Below are 20,196 nucleotides of genomic sequence, written 5' to 3'. Positions count from 1 at the left end.
CACCGGGTGTGCTGGCTAGGCGGGCCTCATCGCGGGACAAGCCAGCTCCCACAGGTTCTGCGCCAGCCGAACCCTGGTAGGGCTGGTGGTGATTGCCTGTGGCCAGGGCAGCCAGTTGTTGAGCCTGCTCAGATAAAGATCGTACCGCGCAGGTACAGCGCACCCTCTCCGCTGATGATCACCCGGCCGTTGTTCAACACTTGACAGTGCAGCTGGCCCTTGCGCGCGCCGCCTTGCTCGGCCGTCAGGCTGCGCTTGCCCAGGCGCTCGGCCCAGTAGGGGGCCAGCGAGGTGTGGGCGGAGCCGGTGACCGGGTCTTCATTGACGCCTACCCGCGGGCCGAACCAGCGCGAGACGAAGTCAAAGTGCTTGCCCGGGGCCGTGACCGCAATGCCGCGCACGTCAAAGGCCGCCAGCGCAGCATAGTCGGGCTCAAGAACGGCGATCAGCGCTTGATCCTCGACCACCACCAGGTAGTCATCGGTGCGGTACAGCGCCTCGATCCGCGCCAGGCCCAGGGCCTGCAATAAGCCATCGGGCACTGCCACGGCTTGTGGCTGCTTGGCCGGGAAGTCCATGGCCAGGCGAGCACCGTCACGGCGAACCCGCAACTCGCCGCTACGGGTGGCAAAGCGCAGGGTGTCGCGCTGTTCGCCGAACTGCTCGAACAGCACCCAGGCGGTCGCCAGGGTGGCGTGGCCACACAGGTCGACTTCTACCGTCGGGGTAAACCAGCGCAGTTCGAACAGCTCGCCGTTGCGTACTACATAGGCGGTTTCCGACAGGTTGTTCTCGGCAGCAATCTGCTGCAGCGTCGCATCCGGCAACCAGGCCTCAAGCGGGCACACTGCGGCCGGGTTGCCGCCAAACGCCGTGGCTGAAAACGCGTCTACCTGGAACAGTTCAAGTTGCATGCTGATCATTCCTGTCCGTTGTCTGTTGCCCGGATCTGCTCCAGGTAGTTGTAGATGGTGTAGCGGGTCACGCCGAGTGTGGCGGCGGCTTTCTCGATGCCGCCCTTGACGATGAACAGGCCGCGCTCCTGCATGTGCCGCACGGCCTGGATCTTTTGCGCTTTCTTCATGCCGAGCACGCCGCCGGGGCAGGCGTCCTGGATGATCTCGATCATCAACTGTTCCATGTCCCGGGATTCATCCGGCGCTGGCGCAGGTGCGCTGGCCAGCCCCAGCAGGCCTGCGAGCACGTGATGCGCGGCAGCGATCGCGCTGAGGTCGGTGTTGATGCACAGGCTGGCAAACGGCTGCCCGCTGCTGTCGCGATAAACCACGGTAGCGCTGCGCAAGGGACGGCCGTCGGGGGCGAGGGTGGCGTAGTTCTCGACCACGATCGGCTCGCTACTGGAGCGATCGTCCATGGCCCGGCGCACGGCGGCGAAACCCTGGTCATGACGCGGCCCGCCCAACACCGAACCACCGACCTGGCGCCCGGTGACATGGCCGTTGGCGATGGCGAGGATGGAGCGCTGCGGGTTGAGCACGTCATGCAGGACGATTTCGGTATGGGAGCCGAGTGCATGGCTGAGCATTTTCAAGGTGCTGTGCAGTACGCCGAGGATCAGTTGTCGTTCGCTGCTCAATGCGTTGGAAACCTTCATCAGGGCCTTCGAGGGAGTTGAATGGTCGCGATCAAATTATCAACGGATAGTTGAAATATCAACTAACTGTAGAGTTTGTGTGCGGCATCTCCACCCGCTAGGGCCCTTCAGGATTGCGTCCGCCCGGCTCAGGCACTTAAGATATAACCATTCTCATTTAATGCCTGCGCCGATGAAAGTGCCTCCTCCTGCTGACAGTCTCGACACCTTGTACAAGGGCTATCACGGCTGGTTGCTGGGGTGGCTGCGACGACGCCTGGACTGCCCGCACAATGCCGCCGACCTGGCCCAGGACACTTTCGTGCGCCTGCTCAATGCCGGTGCCTACGTGGCGCCGCGCGAGCCGCGGGCGTTTCTGGCCACGGTGGCGCGCCGCCTGCTGGTCGATCGCGGCCGTCGGCAAAAGCTTGAGCAGGCGTACCGTGAAGAACTCGCGCGGCACGTCGAGCACCTCGAGCAGGCCCCTTCACCCGAACAACTGCTGGCGGCCGTAAAGGCCCTTGAACAGATTGCCCGCGCCCTGGAGCAGATGAGTGCGCGCGCACGTCAGGTGTTTATCCTGCGCCACCTGGAAGGCCTGAGCCATGCGCAGATCGCCGAGCGCTTCCAGGTCTCGAGCAAAACCGTGCAGAACGATCTGGTCCAGGCCTTGTTGCAGTGTCATGCCGCCAGCGAGTCGGCACGATGAGCCCGTCACCCAGCGCCGCGGTGTTGCGCGAGGCGGCCGAATGGTTGGTACGCCTGGATGATGAACCGAGCGCTGCCGACCAGCAGGCGTTCGGCGCCTGGTTGGCCGAGGCCGATGAACACCTGGACGCCGTGCAGCGTTTGCAAGGCAGCCTTGCGCCGCTGCGCGAACTGCCGCGTGCCCCGGCCCGTGCCGCCTTGCAGCGGGTGACGGCGCGAGCCCCCGGCAAGCAGGCACTCAAGGCGCTGGCCGTCAGCCTGGCGCTGTTGCTGCCCGGCGCTGCCTTGCTCCAGCATTATCCGCCGGCCTACCTGATGGCCGATCTGCGCACCGGTACGGGCCAGTGGCGCAGCGAGCAATTGCCGGACGGCAGTCGGATCAGCCTGGAGGGCCGTTCGGCGGTCGACCTGCAGTTCGACGCGCAGACCCGTACCGTTCGGCTGCTCAGCGGTGACATCCTCGTGGACGTGGCCAAGGATGCCGCCCGGCCGTTCCGGGTGGTGACCGCGCATGGCAGCATTCGCGCACTGGGCACGCGTTTTAGGGTGGAGCGCCTGGACGAAAGCACGCGCCTGGTGATGATCGAGTCGAGTACCGAAGTGCACAGCGGCGCCAGCACCCAGACGGTGAGCGCCGGGCAGCAGGTGCAGTTCAGTGCCTCGGGCATGCAGGCGGTGCAGGCAGTGGATGCCTCGGGCCTGGAGCAGGCCTGGGCCAGGCAGCAGATGCTGGTGCGCGAACAACCCTTGAGCGAGGTGCTGGAGCGCCTGGCCCGCAATCACCAGGGCTACCTGCTGTTCGATGCCAAGGCCCTGGCGCACCTGAACGTCACCGCGGTGCTGCCTGCCGACGACAGCGAGCGGGCCTTGCGCCTGCTCGCGCGCAGTTTCCCGATCCGGGTCGAGCACTACACGCCGTGGCTGACCCGTGTCAGGCTCGAATAAAAATTATTATCAAACGCTTCCAGTTCTTGTTACCCGAGCGTCCTTGTATTAGCCCAATACATCGGAGAGTCGGGAACATGCTTTCACCCAAGCCATTCAAGCCCTGCCGTGCGTTGACCCTGGCGGTCCATTTCGCCCTTGGCGCCGTGCCTCTGCTGGCGGCCCAGCCGCTACAGGCCCAGCAGCAGATAAAACGCTACGACATTCCTGGCGGCCCTTTGGGTGACGTGCTGAGTCGCTTTGCCCGCGAGAGCGGCCTGGCCATCTCGTTCAATGCCGGGCAAGTGGCAGGCCTTGCCAGCGCCGGTCTGCAGGGCAGTTACGCGGTGCAGGAAGGGTTCGCCCAGGTACTGCGGGGCCATGCGTTGCAGGCACAGGCGAGCAGCGATGGCTATGTGCTGGTCGAGGTGCCCGCCGCCAATGGGGCAGTGGAACTGGGCGCCACCAGTATCAATGGGCAGATGCTGGGAAGCATCACCGAAGACAGTGGCTCCTACACCACCGGGCCGATGCAGACGGCGACCAAGCTGGCGCTGACCATCCGCGAGACGCCGCAGTCGGTAACGGTGATCACCCGCCAGCGCATGGACGACCAGAACCTGCGCAGCCTTGAAGATGTGCTCAAGAGCACCCCGGGCATGTCCATGACCAAGGATGGCCCGCAGCGCCCGACGTTCTATGCGCGTGGCTTTACCGTGGAAAACCTGATGAACGACGGGCTGTCCAACGACCTGTCGCATTACCTGTCGCGGGACATGAACTCGGCGCCGGACATGGCCATCTACGACCACGTCGAAGTGGTGCGCGGCGCCACCGGGCTGATGCAGGGGGCGGGTACACCGTCGGCGGCCATCAACATGGTGCGCAAGCGCCCGACGGCGGACCCGCGCGTGAGCATCACCGCCAGCGCCGGTAGCTGGGACAACTACCGCAGCGAAGTGGATGCTTCCGGGCCACTCAACGACAACGCCACCTTGCGGGGGCGGGTGGTCACGGCGTACCAGGCGCGCAACAGCTTTCAGGACGTCACCGACAGCGAGCGTTCGGTGTTCTACGCCATTGGCGAGGCCGACCTCAGCGACAACAGCACCTTGACCCTCGGCGTCTCCAACCAGCGCGTCAACAACACCGCGACCTGGGGTGGCTTGCCAACGGCAATCGATGGCAGCGACCTGCATTTGTCCCGCAAGACCTACCTGGGCAATGACTGGGAGTACTGGGACCAGGACAACACCACGGTGTTCAGCCGCCTGGATTACCGCTTCGACAACGACTGGAAACTGCTGTTGGCCGCCAGCCGCACCTGGTCGGACCTGAAGATGCTGGGCAGCATGACCGAACGCATGGGCGATGAGGGCGAGGTGTTCGGTCAGTACCTGGGCCAGTACCACTATGACGATGAGCAGAGCAGTTACGACGCCTACGCATCGGGGCCTTTCCAGTTGCTCGGGCGGACCCATGAACTGGTGGTCGGTGCCAGCCGGCGTGAGCTGACCTTCGAAGGCAAGGGCAACTACAGCGATGACGCGATCGGCATGGATATCTACAACTGGGACCCGGGCTCGCTGCCCAAGCGCGAGCTGGACCTGAGCTACTGGCATCAGGACCGCGAGACCTCGCAGACCGGCGCCTACCTGACCACCCGCTTCAACCTGGCCGATGACCTGAAGCTGATCCTCGGCGGGCGCCTGGACTGGTACGACAACGACACCCGTACCCGCAACGGCAGCCGCGCGCCAACCGGCAGCGACTACTCGGTGACGCGCCATGTCACGCGTTACGCCGGCATCATCTATGACCTGGATGTGCACCATTCGCTGTACGCCAGCTACACCGACATCTTCAAGCCGCAGTCGGAACTGGACGCGGCGGGCGCCGCGATCGAGCCGATGGAGGGCAAGAACTATGAGCTCGGGATCAAGGGCGAATACTTCGACGGCAGTTTGAATGCCAGTGCCGCAGTGTTTCGCATCGACCAGCAAAACCGCGCCAAGACGCTTGAGATCAATGAGTGCTCGGCGCTGGTGCCCAGTTGCGCGGAGGCTGCCGGCAAACTGCGCAGCGAAGGGATCGAGCTTGAGCTCAACGGCACCGTTCTGCCGGGGTGGGAGTTGGGCGCGGGCTATACCTTTGCCCAGGTCAAATACGTCAAGGACAGCGACCCTGCCAACGAGGGACGCTTGTTCGATACTGACATTCCCCGGCATGTGTTCAAGGCCTTCACCACCTATCAACTGCCGGGTGAACTGCAACGCTGGAAGGTCGGCGGCGGCCTGTACCGGCAGAACCAGATCTACAACAAGGGCAACAACTTCTATGCCACCGAGAGCCGTTACCGTATCGAGCAGCAGGCCTATACCCTGGTCGATCTGATGCTCAGCTACCAGGCTTCCGAGCACCTGGATGTGCGCTTGAACCTGAACAACGTGTTCGACAAGAAGTACTACCAGAGCATTGCCGGCAATACCGCCTACGGCGGCAACCTGTACGGCGATCCACGCAACTTCATGTTGACCACGCGCTGGAGCTTCTAAGGGCCGAGCCTGCGGGGCAAGCGCAAAGGGCACAGGTGAGGCAAGAGCGGCGCCCTTGAGTGCGGGCCGCCGCTCAAGCCTTACAGAATTTGAAATAGTTTCATGCTGTGAGAAAAGACTGCTGCAATTGTAGGATCACTTCCCCAATTGATTTCAGGTTGACATGACTTCGTTCTCGGAGCCCCCCAGTACCCGGCCGTTCCGGCCTTTCTCCCGTCCTTGTGACGCTTTCCGCCTGTTCCCGCACATGAGTAATCGCCCATGGAATGGCTAGCCGACCCCACGGCCTGGCTGGGCCTTGCCACGCTGATTGTGCTGGAGCTGGTACTGGGTATCGACAACCTGGTATTCATCGCCATCCTCGCCGACAAGCTGCCGCCCCATCAACGCGACCGCGCGCGGGTGATCGGCCTGTCGCTGGCATTGATCATGCGCCTGGGCCTGCTGGCCAGCATTTCCTGGATGGTGACCCTGACTGCGCCGCTGTTCGAGGTGTTCGACAAGCACTTCTCCGGTCGCGACCTGATCATGCTGTTTGGTGGTGTATTCCTGCTGTTCAAGGCCACCATGGAGCTGCACGAGCGCCTGGAAGGCCACGTTGCGCAAAATACCGGCAGCGTGCGTCATGCCGCGTTCTGGCCAATCGTGGCGCAGATCGTGGTGCTTGATGCGGTGTTCTCCCTGGACGCGGTGATCACCGCCGTGGGCATGGTCGAGGAACTGTCGATCATGATGATCGCGGTGGTCTTCTCGATCGGCATCATGATTGTCGCCAGCAAGCCGTTGACCCGCTTCGTCAACAACCACCCGACGGTGATCATGCTGTGCCTGGGCTTCTTGATGATGATCGGCTTCAGCCTCACCGCCGAGGGCCTGGGCTTTCATATCCCCAAAGGCTACTTGTATGCGGCTATTGGCTTCTCGATTCTCATCGAGCTGTTCAACCAGTTGGCCCGTGCCCGGCGCAAACGCAGCCTGCAGCAGCATCGGCCGCTGCGTGAGCGTACTGCCCATGCGGTCATGCGCCTGCTGGGCGGGCGTCGGGTCGAGGCCGACGACGTTGGCGAGGAGATCGCCGACCTGGTTGAAGGCGGTGAAGCGCAGGTGGTGTTCGACCGCCGCGAGCGGGTGATGATCAGCGGCGTGCTGAACCTTGCCGAGCGGCCAATCAAGACGGTGATGACGGTACGGGCCGAGGTCGACGCGATTGACCTGGCGCAGCCGGACGAGGCGATTCGCACCGCTTTGATGCATTCGTCCTACTCGCGCCTGCCGCTGATTCGCGACGGGCGCATCGAAGAACCCCTGGGCTTCGTGCACAAGAAGGAGCTGCTCAAGGAGCTGCTGGCCGGTCATCAGCCCGACCTTGAGAGCCTGGCCCGGGTGCCGCTGAACCTGTTGGAGAGTTTCAGCATCCTCAACGCCCTGGAGCAGATGCGCAACCAGTCGACGCACATTGCCTTCGTGGTCAACGAGTTCGGTGACTTCACCGGGGTGCTGACCATGACCGATATCCTCGAGTCGATTGCCGGCGAGCTACCGGATGCCAGTGAGGTCGAGGGGCCGGGCATTGTCGAAGACGAGCAGGGTTTTGTCGTCAGCGGCGCCCTGAACCTTAGCCAGATCCAGGCGCGCACCGGTTTTGCCGCCAAGCCCACCGAGGACTACCAGACCCTCGCCGGCCTGGTCATGAGCCTGCTCGACCGCTTGCCAATGGTCGGCGACAGCCTGGTGTGCAATAGCTGGAAGATGACCGTGGTCGCGGTGGAGGAGCGTCGGGTGCGGCAGGTACGCCTTACACCGAACGCCGCCGTTGACGCAGCAGGTGCCTGACGCCCTCAGCGATCAGCACCAGCACCGCCAGCCAGATCGGCAGGTAGGTCAGCCACTGGTCGGGGCCGATGGTCTCGCCCAGTAGCAGGGCGACGGCTACCAGCAACACCGGTTCGACATAGCTGAGCAGGCCGAACAGGCTGAACGCCAGCAGGCGGCTGGCCAGTACATAGCAGATCAGCGCCAGGGCGCTGATCACCCCCAGCAGCGGAATCAGGCCGTACAGCCCCGGATGCTCGGCCAGGTCCCGGGCCGACAACGGGCCCTGAATCACGAAGTACAGCGCCGCAGGCAACAGCAGGCACATGTCGGCCCATAGCCCACCGAGGTGATCGGTGGCGCATTTGCGCCGCAACACGAAATACAGCGGGTAGCCGCCGGCGACCAACAGGGTTTCCCAGGCAAAGCTGCCGTGCTGGTAGAGCTCATGGCCGACGCCGGTCATTGCGCAGGCTACCGCCAGTTTCTGCAGGCGCGACAGGCGCTCGCCATAAACCAGGCGGCCGGTCAGGACCATGGTCAACGGCAACAGAAAGTAACCCAGCGAGACTTCCAGGCTGCGCCCGTGCAACGGCGCCCAGAGGAACAGCCAGAGTTGCACGCCCATCAACGACGACGTCCCCAGCAGGCCGAGCAACAGCAGCGGGTTGCGCCGCACGCGCGCCAGCAACCCGGTGACCAGCGGCCAGTCGCGGGTGAACAGCATGAACAGGGTGACGCACGGCAGGGTCAGGAGCATGCGCCAGCCAAACACCTCTTCGCCATCCAGGGGTGTCAGCAGCGAGGTGTAGTAGTACATCACGGCAAACAGGAACGATGCCGTGACCGATGTAATGATGCCTTTTGACACAAATGCCTCGGTTGCAAAAGATGACAGAGCGGGTAACCCGCCATGATCTCAGGCTGCAGGCCTAACCGGCAACCTCCGCCCTCTGTGGCGCGACCTCGGCCTGGGCCGCCAGGGCGCGGACAAAGTCTTCTATCGGCATCGGCCGGGCGAACAGATAGCCTTGTTGAAAATCGACGTTGTGGCGTGCCAGGTAGTCGCGCTGGGTGTCGGTTTCCACGCCCTCGGCGACGATGCCCAGCTCAAGCTTGGCCGACAGCTCGATGATGCTGTCGAGAATGTGCAGCGACAAGGCGTCGACACCGATCAGGGCAACGAAACTCTGGTCGATCTTCAGGTAATCGACCTTGAACTGGCGCAAATAGCTGAGGCTGGACTGACCGGTGCCGAAGTCGTCGATGGCGATCATCACCCCCAGTTCGTGCAGCTTGGCGAACAGCGTCTGGGTGGCTTCGCTGGGGGCGATCAGTTTGCGTTCGGTCAACTCCAGGGTCAGTAACACCCGCCCGGGCGGGAAGGCGGCGAGAAAGTGCCGACAGTCGTGGTACAGGGCCAGGTCCTGGCAGTGATCGGCGGTGATGTTGATGCCAATGTGAAAGCCGTCGTCCATCAGCGCGGCATGCGGCGCCAGAAGCTGGGCGGTGCGCTGCATGAGCAGGCGCGTCATCGGTACGATCTGGCCGCTGTGTTCGGCATAGGGAATGAACAGGTCGGGGCGTACCAGGCCTTCACGCGGGTGCTGCCAGCGCATCAGCACTTCGGCACCGGCCCAGCGGTAGTCGCCCTTGCGCACCACCGGCTGGAAGTAGGGCAAAAATTCGTCGGCCTCCATCGCCCGCTGCAGTTCGACCCGCGGCGAACTGGCCCGGCGCAGCATCCAGTGGCACACGGCGCCGGCGATCACGCCGAGAAACACCAGCAAGCCGAACAGGGCAGGGTATTCGTCGCGCATCACCTGGCCGATCTTGCCGTGCTCATAACCGCTGTGAATCGAGAACGGGTAGTGGCTGGAATCGAGCCGTACCGGTGCAACGGCGGCAGCGGGGGCGAGCCCCTCATGCACCAGGCCGTCCTTGCCCATCCAGTAGCGCCCCACCTGCAGCAACAATTGGGTGTGCGGGCCGATCAGGCGCAGGGCAGTGAGCAGGTGGTCACCGTCGACGGTGCTGATGGCGCCACGCTCGCCTTCGTAGACCCGATACACCAGCAGGGGGTGGCCGGGGGTCACCGAGTTGCCATTCATCAACCAGAGTTTGCCATCGACATAGTCGCTGGCGTTGACCTGCTCGCTGTAGGGGCCGAACAGCGAACTGCAATACAGTTCGTTGCGGTACACCAGATTGGTCGAGCGCACGAACGAGCGACGGGTGACCTGATCGCGCAGGGCCAGTTTTTCTTCCATGCACGGCAGGCCGGCCAGCGGCAGCAGCGACCTGGCCGCGCCGGAAATGTTATCCAGGATCAGCTCCACCTGCGCCACCACCTGCTGCGCTGTGGCCTGGCTGCGTGCGTCAAGCTCGCGCTCGGCCTGCAGGTGCATGATCACCAGCCCGCAAAGCACCGGCACGGCGCCGACGGCCCAGGGCAGCAGGGCACGCAATGTCCAGCGTCCGGGGCGTTTTACCGTGAGCGGCATGGCAGCTAACCTGTATAAGCGCAGGGAATGAAAACGGCGGTGTGCCTAGGATAGCCGCTCGTCGGCCGATGGGTGTCAACTTAAGTGCGGACAAAACGGTTTACGCACTGTAGAATCCCGTTACGCATACAATAATAAGGTTCTCCACCGTCGGGGAATCAACCCACCGAGAATGGGTCCATATGAAGTGTCATGGGTTCAAGCTGATTTATGGTGACTACCTCGCCAGAAGTGTGAGGGGCATCTCTTGCGCGCCACCACGCCTGCTCGACATCGATAGCAATTAACGACCGTTATTTACCCGCTTTGATGATGAGGAAACGAGCATGGCTGATATCTTTGAAAACCCGATGGGCCTGATGGGCTTTGAATTCATCGAGTTCGCGTCGCCAACCCCGGGCGCCCTGGAACCGATCTTCCAGATCATGGGCTTCACCAAGGTGGCCACCCATCGTTCCAAGGACGTGCACCTGTACCGCCAGGGCGACATCAACCTGATCCTGAACAACGAGCCGAAAAGCGTCGCCTCGTACTTTGCCGCCGAGCATGGCCCGTCGGTATGCGGCATGGCCTTCCGTGTGCGTAACGCCCACGAAGCTTATGCCCGTGCCCTGGAACTGGGCGCCCAGCCGGTGGAAATCGAAACCGGGCCAATGGAGCTGCGCCTGCCGGCGATCAAGGGCATCGGCGGCGCGCCGCTGTACCTGATCGACCGTTTCGAGGAAGGCAGCTCGATCTATGACATCGACTTCAACTTCATCGAAGGCGTCGATCGTCATCCGGTGGGTGCCGGCCTCAAGATCATCGACCACCTGACCCACAACGTTTACCGCGGGCGCATGGCCTACTGGGCCGGTTTCTACGAGAAGCTGTTCAACTTCCGCGAGATCCGCTACTTCGACATCAAGGGCGAGTACACCGGCCTGACCTCCAAGGCGATGACCGCGCCCGACGGCATGATCCGTATCCCGCTCAACGAAGAGTCGTCCAAGGGCGCCGGGCAGATCGAAGAGTTCCTGATGCAGTTCAACGGCGAAGGCATCCAGCACGTCGCGTTCCTCTGCGACAACCTGCTCGAAAGCTGGGATGCCCTGAAGAAACTCGGCATGCGCTTCATGACGGCGCCGCCAGACACCTACTACGAGATGCTCGAAGGTCGTCTGCCAGGTCACGGCGAGCCGGTTGGCGAGTTGCAGAGCCGTGGCATTCTGCTCGACGGTTCGTCCGAGGCGGGTGACAAGCGCCTGCTGCTGCAGATCTTCTCGGAAACCCTGATGGGCCCGGTGTTCTTCGAGTTCATCCAGCGCAAGGGTGACGATGGCTTCGGTGAAGGCAACTTCAAGGCGTTGTTCGAATCCATCGAGCGTGACCAGGTCCGTCGCGGTGTGCTGAGCACCGACTGATCTGAGCGGTCACTGAAAAGGCCATTGGGCGTGTGCTCAATGGCCTTTTTTCATGGGCGGTCAAACAGTCGGCGAAGAAGGCCTGCGGCGTTGCCTGAACAAACCCCAGTAAGCCACCGCAGAGGTGATGATGCCGACCAGCAGCAGTGAGGGCGCTGTGGAGGCCATGGCCTGGCTCAGCATCTGCCGGGTGTGGCCATTTGGGTAGCCGGCATGCACGGTATAGCCGTATTTCTCCGAGATCATGCGCGTCCTGTCCTCTTCATGATTGGGGATCTGCCCGGCGCTACCACTTCCGGTTGCCCAGATGTAGTCGGCGCCGAATTGCAGGGCCAGCACGATGGAGTCCTTGAAGCCTTGCAGCTCCGATTGCAGAGCGCGGGCATCACTGATGGCGACGATGCCGTGGGGGTATTCCTGCAGGCGGTAGTGCAGTACCGGAACGTCCGGGGTGATTTCGTTGCGCAGGTCCAGGCGCAGGCGCTGGTTGAAGTAAGTGCCAGGGTCCACCGCTGCGTCAAAGTCGCCGAGCAGGGTGCTGCAATAGCCGCGGTTTTCCCTGACCAGCACCAGCGAGCGCACGTTGGGTTGTTTGAAGGCTTGCTGGCGCAGGGTGGGGAGGGCGTTCTCGCAGCGTTGTCCGGCCAGGCCGAGTACCGCACCGGCGGCGTCATGCAAGGTATCGATTACCCGGTCAATGACGTAAATGGCTTCAACGGCGGACAATTCGGCGGTTTCTTCCTGTTTGCGCTCGACCTGAAGTGACAGCACCAACAGCCCGCATGCGACCGGCGCCAGGCCGATCAGGAGCGTAAGCAGAAATTCGAGCAGGCTGCGGCCGGCAAGACGGGGTGGAGCCATGATTGCACCTCTATGCTGAACGAGAACCCGACCTTCCTGATCAGGTGGAGAGTCGCCAGCATAAAGAGCGCAATCAGAAGCGGCTGTAGGCCTCGTTTACGGAGTGCGCAGTACCAATCGGCAATCCGGGTAAGTGCCTCAGCGCTTTTTCAGCGCGGCCACTACCAGGTCCGCCACCGCGCCGCCTGATGCGGGGTTTTGGCCGGTGATCAGCCGACCTTCTTTCTGGTCGGCGATGGCGAAGGTCTTCCAGGGGTCCTCTGCCTTGCGGTAAAGCCCGCCACGGGCGCTCAGCTCGGTTTCAGTGAGGTAGGGCACCACTTTGTCCAGTTCTGCCAGTTGTTCCTCTATGTTGGAAAAACCGGTTACCTCGCGGTCCTTGACCAGCAAGGTGTTGTCGCTGAGCTTGATATTGAGCAGAGCAACGGCGCCATGGCACACCGACGCCACCACGCCACCGGCTTCGAAGATGCGCCGGGCCAGGGTCTGCAGCTCAATGTTGTCGGGAAAGTCCCAGATCACACCATGGCCGCCGGCATAGTAGATGGCGCTGTAGTCCTGGGCCTTGACTTCGCCGGGGGGCAGGGTGTTACCCAGGCGGTTCATGAACGCCTTGTTCTGATACCACTCCCAGTCGATATCCGCCGCCATTTGCAAGCTGTGCGGGTCGATCGGTACATAGCCGCCGCCGGGGCTCAGGTAGTCGACCTTGTAGCCAGCCTTTTCGACCTTGTCGACAAAGTGCACCGCTTCACCCAGCCATAGACCGGTGGCGCGCTTCAGCGTCGGGTATTTGGCCGTATTGGTCAGCACCACCAGTATCTTCTTGCTCATCGCAATGCTCCCTGATTCCGGAACCGACCCGGACTGCCCGGATCGCAGTGGAGAAACCTGTTCAGCATAGTAGCGGCTGGCATGGATGCCATTCCCCGCCGGCGATATGCTAGCCTGCGAGGATATCGCCAGCTTTGCTACAGGGAGTCTTCAAGCGGATGAACACGTTGACCCAACCCGTGGATGCGTTCATGCAGGCGGCCATCGATGAGGCCCGTCTGGGCCGAGAAGAGGGTGGCATACCGATCGGCTCGGTGCTGGTGCATGACAACCGGATCATCGGCCGTGGCCACAACCGCCGCGTGCAACAGGGCAGTGCGATCCTGCACGGCGAAATGGACGCGCTGGAGAACGCTGGCCGTCTGCCAGCTAGCGTCTATGCCCAGGCGACCCTGTACACCACCCTGTCACCGTGCCCGATGTGCAGCGGGGCCATTCTGTTGTATGGCATCAAGCGCGTCATTGTGGGCGAAAACCAGACCTTCATGGGCGAGGAAGACCTGCTCAGGGCCCGTGGTGTCGAGGTGCAGGTCCTGCACAATGATAACTGCGTCAACATGATGAAGGATTTCATCGAGGCGTGCCCCGAACTCTGGAACGAAGATATCGGCGTCTAGGTCCGACTATCAAACTCCTTACCGCCAGCCGAGCTCGCCCATGTCAGTACCGATGAGTGTCAAGGTTCGTAATCACGACTGGGGCAGCACGGCCCTTGGGCCTTTGCACCTGTGGCCGGCGTCATTGCGCATCGCCGTGGACATGCTCCTGGCGTCGAAATTTCCCGGTTGCCTGATCTGGGGGCCGCAGATGGTGACCCTCTACAACGATGCGTTCAAGCCGATCCTCGGGGCCAAGCCCGAGGCGCTCGGGCGCGGTTTTGACGAGGTCTGGAGCGAGGCCTGGGACAATATCGGCGCGCTGGTGTTTCGCACCCTGTCCGGCGAGGCGATCTTCATCGAAAACTTCCCGTTGATGATCAATCGCAACGGTTCGATGGAGCAGACCTACTTTACCTTCTGTTTCAGCCCTATCCGCGATGAGCGTGGGGCGGTGGCGGGGTTTCTCGACACGGTGATCGAGACCACCGCCAGCGTCGAGGCCGAACAGCAATGGCGTCATCTGGCCAACACGTTCGAGCGCCAGGTGCAGGAGCGCACGGCTGACCGCAATCAGTTCTGGCAACTGTCCAGCGATATCATGCTGGTAGTCCTGCCGGACCTCACGATCAGCGCGGTCAACCCCGCCTGGACCCAGGTCCTGGGCTGGCGCGAGGACGAAGTGCTGGGCTGCTTGATCATGAATTGGGTACATGCGGACGATCACCAGGAGGTCGCGTCGGTGGTTGAGCACCTGCGCGCGGGCCAAGGCACTGGAAACACGGTCAGTCGCTTGCGTCACAAAGACGGGCACTATCGTTGGTTCAACTGGGCAGCGGTGCCTTCGGCGCTTGGTTTTACCGCCGTAGGCAGCGACATCACCCAGGAGCGCGAGCGCGAAGAGGCGTTGCGTCTTGCTGAAGACTTGCTGCGCCAAAGCCAGAAAATGGAGGCAATCGGTCAGCTTTCCGGCGGCATGGCCCATGATTTCAACAACCTGCTGACCAGCATCAGCGGCAGCCTGGAACTGCTCGAACGGCGTATTGCCCAGGGGCATCTGGATAACCTGCATGTTTACCTCGATGCCGCCCGTGGCGCGACCAGGCGCGCGGCGTCCCTGACCCATCGATTGCTGGCCTTTTCCCGGCGCCAGGCACTCGATCCCAAACCTGCCAGTGTCAATCAGTTGGTATTGGACATCGAGCGGTTGATCCAGCAAACCCTGGGTACGCATATCGAATTGCAGGTGCAGGTCGAGCCTGCTCCCTGGTGGGTGCTGATCGATGCCACCCAGCTGGAGAACGCCCTGATCAACCTGTGCATCAATGCCCGCGACGCGATGGAGGCCGGTGGCTGCCTGCGCATCAGTACCGGGAACGAACGCCATGAGCTGCCTTTCGAGGGCGAAGATGGCCTGGACCCGGGCGACTATTTTTCGCTACAGGTACAGGACAACGGTCAAGGCATGAATGCCGACATCGTCGCGCGTGCCTTTGACCCGTTCTTTACCACCAAGCCGGTAGGCCAGGGCACCGGGCTTGGCCTGTCGATGGTCTATGGGTTTGTCCGCCAGTCGGGCGGGCGGGTATGGATCGATTCGACTCCCGGGCAGGGCACCCGGGTGAAGATACTCCTGCCACGCTACCTGGGCGAATTGCCGGAGTCAGCGCGTGGCAAGCCTTCTGGCACGACCTACGCACGGGCCAATGGCGAACGCATCCTGTTGGTCGACGATGAGAGCAGCTTGCGGTTAATGATCAAGGAAGCCCTGGACGAGGAGGGCTTCGAGGTGTTCGTCGCGGGCGATGCCAATGCGGCGCTGCAGCAGTTTCAGGCGTTGGGCTCGGTCGACCTGCTGATCACCGATATCGGCTTGCCGGGCGGCTTCAACGGCCGTCAGCTGGCCAATGCGCTGCGCATGCTGCAGCCACAGCAGAAGATACTGTTCATTACCGGCTTCGCAGCACAGGAAGTGACCGAACAGCAAGTCCTAGAGCCTGGTTCTGCGCTGATGACCAAGCCTTTTGCCCTGCAAGACCTGGTCCACCAGGTGCAGGAGATGCTGGCACCGGTTCAGCCGCTGGTTTGCGACCTGTCCCCGGTGCTGCGCTGACTGGCCAGGTGCTCGAGCACCAGGTACGTCAGTGTGGCAATCAGCAGCGGCAGCAGAAAGTAGATCGCCCGATAGCCAATCAATGCCGCAAGCAGCGTACCTTTGCCGTAGGTCCCGTGCAGCAGGGTGAGAAACACCGTTTCAAGCACACCGAGCCCGGCCGGAATATGGGTAATGACCCCGGCAATGCTGCTGATCATCAGCACCGCCAGAAGGGTCGGATAGTCTGCCCCTTTGGGCAGCAGGGTGAACACCACCAGCGCCATCAACGACCAGCTGCAGGCGCCCATCAGCGTTTGTAGCGTGGCCAGGCGGATGCCCGGCAGGCTGATCTGATGCTGGCGCAAGCGCCAGGTACGGCGGGTGGCGAACCCGCAGGCAAGCCAATAGATCACCGCCACCAGCAACAGCAGCGCGCCGATCAGGCGCAGGCCGGTATTGCCGATCTCCATGCCGGCCGGCAATCTGGGCAGCCCGCACACAAACAAGCTGCCCGCCACCACGCAGTACCCCACCCAGTTGGTCAGTAGCCCCAGGCTGAGCACCCGGGTAATGGTCGGGACCTTCAGGCCGAGGCGGGTATACAAGCGGTAACGCAGGGCGATGCCACCGACCCAGGCGCTGAGGTTGAGGTTGAAGGCGTAGCACACGAACGCCAGCGGCAGCACCTGACGGGCCGGCAGGTGGTGCCCGGTGTAGTGGCGCCCGAGCAGGTCGAAGCTGCTGAACAGGGCAAAGCTGCCCAGGGTCACGCCGGCGGCCAACGCCAACGTGCTCCAGCGATAGGCGGTCAAGGCCTGGTGTACTTCCTGCCAGTCGAGGTTTTTCAGCACGCTCAACAGCAACACCGGTACCAGGATGAAAAACGCCAGGGTCAGTGTCTGCCGCGCACGGCGCCAGCGCTTCTGGTGCTTGTTCATGTCGGCTTGCCCGGTAGTTCGTGGCCTTCGTACAGCGGTTTGAGCCGTGGTACATGGGCCGGCAGCCAGCCAATCAGGGCCGGAAAATGGCGGATGAAGTGAAAGGTCAGGAAGATCAGCGGCGCCCGCCACCAGTAGCCGCGCAGCACGCGTTTCAGGCTGACCGCTTTGCAGCGATGGGCGGTGAGGTCCTGCAGGTGCTCGTGCAGTCGGGTGTTGAAGGTCTCATCGCGGATGATCAGGTTGGCCTCAAGGTTCAAGGCCAGGCTCAGGGGGTCGAGGTTGCTTGACCCAACCGTCGACCAGTGCCGGTCCACCAGCGCCACCTTGCCGTGCAAGGGCCGCTCGCAGTACTCGAAAATCCGCACGCCGTCGCTGATCAGGTAGTTGTACAGCAAGCGCGAGCACATTCGCACCCAGGGCATGTCGGGCACGCCCTGCAGCACCAGGGTGACCCTCACGCCGCGGCGGGCGGCATTGCGAATCGCCCGCAGCAGCCGGTAACCGGGAAAGAAATAAGCATTGGCAATGGTGATCCGTTCGCGCGCACCGTTCAACGCCCGCAGATAGTGCTGCTCGATGTCATTGGGATGATCCTGGTTATCGCGGATGCACAGGGTCATGCTCGCCTGATCACTGTCCGGGGCGATCGGCACCCGCCGTTGCCACCAGCGCCGGCTGCCCGGTTTGAGCGCGCTGTGTTGTTCCAGCAAGCGCAGGGTGGCGCGCTGCAGGTCGGCGACGATCGGCCCGCGCACCTGTACCGCGTAGTCCTGTTTGGCCATCGGTCCGAAGTCGGCCAGGTGATCGGCGCAATAATTGATGCCGCCGACAAAGCCGACCTCGCCATCGACCACCAGGATCTTGCGGTGCAGGCGGCGAAACAGGTTGGTGCGCAGGCCCAGGCGTTTCGGGCTCGGGTCGAACGCCTGCAGGTGAACGCCGGCGTCGCTGAGTTCGCGCAGGTAGTCGACGCTCAGGTCGGCGGTGCCGTAACCGTCGACCAGCATCTCGACCTTGACCCCGCGCTTGGCTGCAGCGATCAACAGCTGCTGCAGCTGCTTGCCGACTTTGTCTTCAAAGATGATGAAGGTTTCCAGGAGGATTTCCACGCGCGCCTGTTCAATGGCGGCAAAGGCACTGGCGAAATAGTCTTCACCGTTGATCAGCAACTGCACCTGGTTGTCGGGTCGCCATTGGTTGTTCACAGGAGCACCTCCACTGCCAATGGCAGGTGATCGGAAAGGTGGGTCCAGGGCTTGCGGGCCATGACCTTGGGCGCATGCGCGCAGGCGTTGCGCAGGTAGATGCGGTCCAGGCACAGCAGCGGCCAGCGCGCCGGAAAGCTGCGCGCCGGCTGGCCATATGCCTGGCTGAAGACTTCCCGCAGGCCGCACTCGAGCAGTACCCCATCGGCGCGCTGGCGCCAGTCGTTGAAGTCGCCGGCAACGATGACCGGGGCATCGCCGGGCAGGCTGTGCAGCAGCGCGCAGAGCAGGCGCAACTGTTGCTGGCGCTGGCGTTCGTCCAGGCCCAGATGCACGCACACCGTGTGCAGTTCGGTCTCCGCCGGCAGCGCCAGGACCGAATGCAGCAGGCCACGTTGCTCAGTGCCGTGGACGCTGACATCGAGATTGTCGTGGCGCAGGATCGGGAACTTGGACAGCAGGGCATTGCCGTGTTCGCCTTCCGGGTACACGGCGTTGCGGCCATAGGCGAACACCGGCCAGAGGCTGTCGGCGAGAAACTCGTACTGCGGTACCTGCGACCAGTTGCGGTGGCGCAGGCCGTGCTGGCGGTGGCTGCCCAGCACTTCCTGAAGGAACACCAGGTCGGCGTTCTCGCTGCGCACCGCTTCACGCAGCTCGGGCAACACGTAATGGCGGTTCAGCGGGCTGAAGCCCTTGTGCGCGTTGACCGTCAACACCCGTACCCGATGCACTGCCGGCGCCGCAGCACGAGGGCCGGTTGATTCCATCCGGCTCATGGCCGACGGCCCTTGCCAAGGTAGAGAGGCCGGGTCAGCTGGCTGAGCTGCGCCGGTGCCGGAATCAGTGCTCGTTCGGCATTGGCTAACGCATTGCCCACAGGTGGCCTCCGTTGATAACGCTCAGGCAAGCACTGCGGGTGCCTGCTGTCCTCGCACTATCTCTGGACCACAGCGGTTGCCGGAGGGTTCAACCGGGGTGGCGGACGGTTGTCGAAGCGGGTCAAAGGCCTTGTTGCACCAGCGGATCGTCCGGGTTCTGCTGTTCCAGCTGGGCCAGCAATACCTGCACATTCTGCAGTTGGCCGGTTTCTTTCCAGTACTCGATCAGCAGCACCCGCGCTCTGCGATTGGCCGGTTGCCGGGCAAGGATGGTTTCCAGCTGTTTTTGTGCGGCATCGACCTGCTCCAGCTGGTGCAGGCTGGTGGCCAGGGTGTAGCGGTAGTCGTTGTTGTCCGGTTCCAGCTCCAGGGCCCGGGCGAAGGCCAGCAGGGCGTACTCGTCCTGGCCATGGCGCAGCAGCCAGCGGCCCAGTTCATGTTGCAGGAAGGCAGAACCGGGGCGTTGTTGCAAGGCTTTGGCCAACACCTGGCGCGAGGCGTCGGTCTGATTCTGGCGTTCCAGCAACTGGACCTGGGCGGCCAGTGCATCGAGATTGTCCGGGGCCAGTTGCAAGGTGCGCTGCAGCGCTTGTGCGGCCTCCTGGTAGCTGTTTTCGTGCAGGTACAGCTGAGCCAGGTGCAACTGCGCGCTGGCATCGTCGTCACGTCGGGCCAAGACCTGCTGATACTGCTCCAGCACCTGCTGCAGCGGGCCAAAGTACAGGCCAATGTCATCCGGGCCCAGCCCGAGCAAGGCATCGACCACCGCGAACCGCACACTTTGCTCGTCATCGTCGAGCAAGGGGCCGAGTACCAGGCTGCGCTGGGCGCCGGGCAGCATCGCCTGAATGCTGGCAATGGCGGCGCGGCGCACCAGCGGATCGTCGTGCTGCAGGTCACGGCTGGCCAGTTTCAGGGCCAGGGGCGAGGGGTAGTTGGGCAGTTCGGCGTACAGGCTGGCGCGGCGGATAGGTGACAGGTCCGGGCGCCCCAGTTGCTGGTAAAGCACCCGTGCGGCGCCAGGCTGGCCGTCATGGGCCATGGTCAGCGCCTTGGTGTAGCTGTGCTTGAGGGCCGGTGCCGGTGCCGGGCTGTCGTCACGCCAGAAATAGCCACCAAGGCCCAGGATGATGAGCAGGGTCAGGCTGATGAACGTGTACTGGCGCTGTTTCGACATGGTGAATCCGAAGCGTGTCGCGGCTGCAAAGGGTTGAGCTTGGGTCACGAGGGCCGGTGGCGTCAAATGCAAAGCGTGGTTATGCGCTGACTGCATCGCCGGCAAG

Annotated in this window: 17 protein-coding genes; 7 read left to right on the top strand and 10 right to left on the bottom strand. The window is 62.9% G+C overall.

From position 1 onward, the window contains the following. Positions 1-128: 128 nt before the first annotated feature. A complete protein-coding gene (locus NLX68_RS19235; RefSeq protein ID WP_254285328.1) occupies positions 129-914 on the bottom strand; it encodes a PhzF family phenazine biosynthesis protein in 786 nt (261 codons plus the stop codon). Positions 915-919: 5 nt separating this feature from the next. Beyond that, the gene (locus tag NLX68_RS19230) at positions 920-1,615 is read right to left on the bottom strand and encodes a transcriptional regulator (protein WP_254285326.1); all 696 of its coding nucleotides are present in this window, start codon (positions 1,613-1,615) and stop codon (positions 920-922) included. 172 nt (positions 1,616-1,787) lie between these two features. Here NLX68_RS19230 and NLX68_RS19225 point away from each other — a divergent pair, with 172 nt between their 5' ends. The 4 genes from NLX68_RS19225 to NLX68_RS19210 all read left to right on the top strand — a co-directional run bounded on the left by NLX68_RS19225 (position 1,788) and on the right by NLX68_RS19210 (position 7,614). Next, positions 1,788-2,303: a sigma-70 family RNA polymerase sigma factor gene (locus tag NLX68_RS19225; protein ID WP_254285324.1), complete on the top strand. Its 516-nt coding sequence runs from the start codon at positions 1,788-1,790 to the stop codon at positions 2,301-2,303. After that, positions 2,300-3,247: a FecR domain-containing protein gene (locus NLX68_RS19220; RefSeq protein ID WP_254285322.1), complete on the top strand. Its 948-nt coding sequence runs from the start codon at positions 2,300-2,302 to the stop codon at positions 3,245-3,247. The genes NLX68_RS19225 and NLX68_RS19220 overlap by 4 nt, the downstream gene beginning before the upstream one ends. 77 nt (positions 3,248-3,324) lie before the next feature. Next, entirely contained in the window at positions 3,325-5,781 is a 2,457-nt protein-coding gene (locus NLX68_RS19215; protein WP_254285321.1) for a TonB-dependent siderophore receptor, read from the top strand. 261 nt (positions 5,782-6,042) lie between these two features. Next, entirely contained in the window at positions 6,043-7,614 is a 1,572-nt protein-coding gene (locus NLX68_RS19210) for a TerC family protein (RefSeq protein ID WP_254285319.1), read from the top strand. Here the strand turns inward: NLX68_RS19210 and rarD are convergent. Both rarD and NLX68_RS19200 read right to left on the bottom strand, forming a co-directional pair. Beyond that, the gene (gene rarD, locus NLX68_RS19205) at positions 7,577-8,464 is read right to left on the bottom strand and encodes an EamA family transporter RarD (protein ID WP_100783366.1); all 888 of its coding nucleotides are present in this window, start codon (positions 8,462-8,464) and stop codon (positions 7,577-7,579) included. The genes NLX68_RS19210 and rarD overlap by 38 nt on opposite strands. Positions 8,465-8,525: 61 nt before the next feature. Continuing rightward, on the bottom strand, positions 8,526-10,097 hold the full coding sequence (locus NLX68_RS19200; RefSeq protein WP_254285317.1) for an EAL domain-containing protein: 1,572 nt from the start codon (positions 10,095-10,097) through the stop codon (positions 8,526-8,528). A gap of 326 nt (positions 10,098-10,423) precedes the next feature. Here NLX68_RS19200 and hppD point away from each other — a divergent pair, with 326 nt between their 5' ends. After that, on the top strand, positions 10,424-11,500 hold the full coding sequence (gene hppD, locus NLX68_RS19195; protein WP_010223608.1) for a 4-hydroxyphenylpyruvate dioxygenase: 1,077 nt from the start codon (positions 10,424-10,426) through the stop codon (positions 11,498-11,500). A gap of 60 nt (positions 11,501-11,560) precedes the next feature. On the opposite strand, the gene NLX68_RS19190 is transcribed toward hppD, so the two are convergent. After that, positions 11,561-12,361: a CSS-motif domain-containing protein gene (locus NLX68_RS19190; protein ID WP_254285315.1), complete on the bottom strand. Its 801-nt coding sequence runs from the start codon at positions 12,359-12,361 to the stop codon at positions 11,561-11,563. A 138-nt stretch (positions 12,362-12,499) separates the two neighbouring features. Continuing rightward, on the bottom strand, positions 12,500-13,195 hold the full coding sequence (locus tag NLX68_RS19185) for a type 1 glutamine amidotransferase domain-containing protein (protein WP_254285313.1): 696 nt from the start codon (positions 13,193-13,195) through the stop codon (positions 12,500-12,502). Between the two features lie 179 nt (positions 13,196-13,374). Between NLX68_RS19185 and NLX68_RS19180 the strand changes: the two genes are divergently transcribed. Together NLX68_RS19180 and NLX68_RS19175 are read left to right on the top strand one after the other, a co-directional pair. Then, positions 13,375-13,812 carry a nucleoside deaminase gene (locus tag NLX68_RS19180; RefSeq protein WP_254285487.1) on the top strand — a complete coding sequence of 146 codons (438 nt, stop codon included), beginning with the start codon at positions 13,375-13,377 and terminating at the stop codon, positions 13,810-13,812. Between the two features lie 52 nt (positions 13,813-13,864). Continuing rightward, positions 13,865-15,904, top strand: coding sequence for a PAS domain-containing sensor histidine kinase (locus NLX68_RS19175; protein ID WP_254285311.1), 2,040 nt, complete (start codon positions 13,865-13,867; stop codon positions 15,902-15,904). On the opposite strand, the gene NLX68_RS19170 is transcribed toward NLX68_RS19175, so the two are convergent. From NLX68_RS19170 to NLX68_RS19155, 4 genes are all read right to left on the bottom strand, one after another. Next, complete coding sequence (locus NLX68_RS19170) at positions 15,865-16,824, bottom strand: lysylphosphatidylglycerol synthase domain-containing protein (RefSeq protein WP_254285309.1); 960 nt, start codon at positions 16,822-16,824, stop codon at positions 15,865-15,867. The two genes, NLX68_RS19175 and NLX68_RS19170, sit on opposite strands and share 40 nt — an antisense overlap. Continuing rightward, positions 16,821-18,032 (bottom strand): cardiolipin synthase ClsB, encoded by a 1,212-nt coding sequence (gene clsB / locus NLX68_RS19165; protein ID WP_254285307.1) that lies wholly within the window; start codon positions 18,030-18,032, stop codon positions 16,821-16,823. Before clsB ends, NLX68_RS19170 begins: the two co-directional genes overlap by 4 nt. Next, the gene (locus NLX68_RS19160; RefSeq protein ID WP_254285486.1) at positions 18,029-18,802 is read right to left on the bottom strand and encodes an endonuclease/exonuclease/phosphatase family protein; all 774 of its coding nucleotides are present in this window, start codon (positions 18,800-18,802) and stop codon (positions 18,029-18,031) included. Before NLX68_RS19160 ends, clsB begins: the two co-directional genes overlap by 4 nt. Positions 18,803-19,034: 232 nt before the next feature. Then, positions 19,035-20,090, bottom strand: a complete 1,056-nt coding sequence (locus NLX68_RS19155) for a tetratricopeptide repeat protein (protein ID WP_254285306.1) — start codon at positions 20,088-20,090, stop codon at positions 19,035-19,037. Between the last annotated feature and the right edge of the window lie 106 nt (positions 20,091-20,196).

Source organism: Pseudomonas sp. SBB6 (genome assembly GCF_024213215.1).
GTDB lineage: Bacteria > Pseudomonadota > Gammaproteobacteria > Pseudomonadales > Pseudomonadaceae > Aquipseudomonas > Aquipseudomonas donghuensis.
The sequence above is the reverse complement of the archived record's forward strand: the minus strand, read 5'-3'. Positions and strand labels throughout refer to the sequence as shown.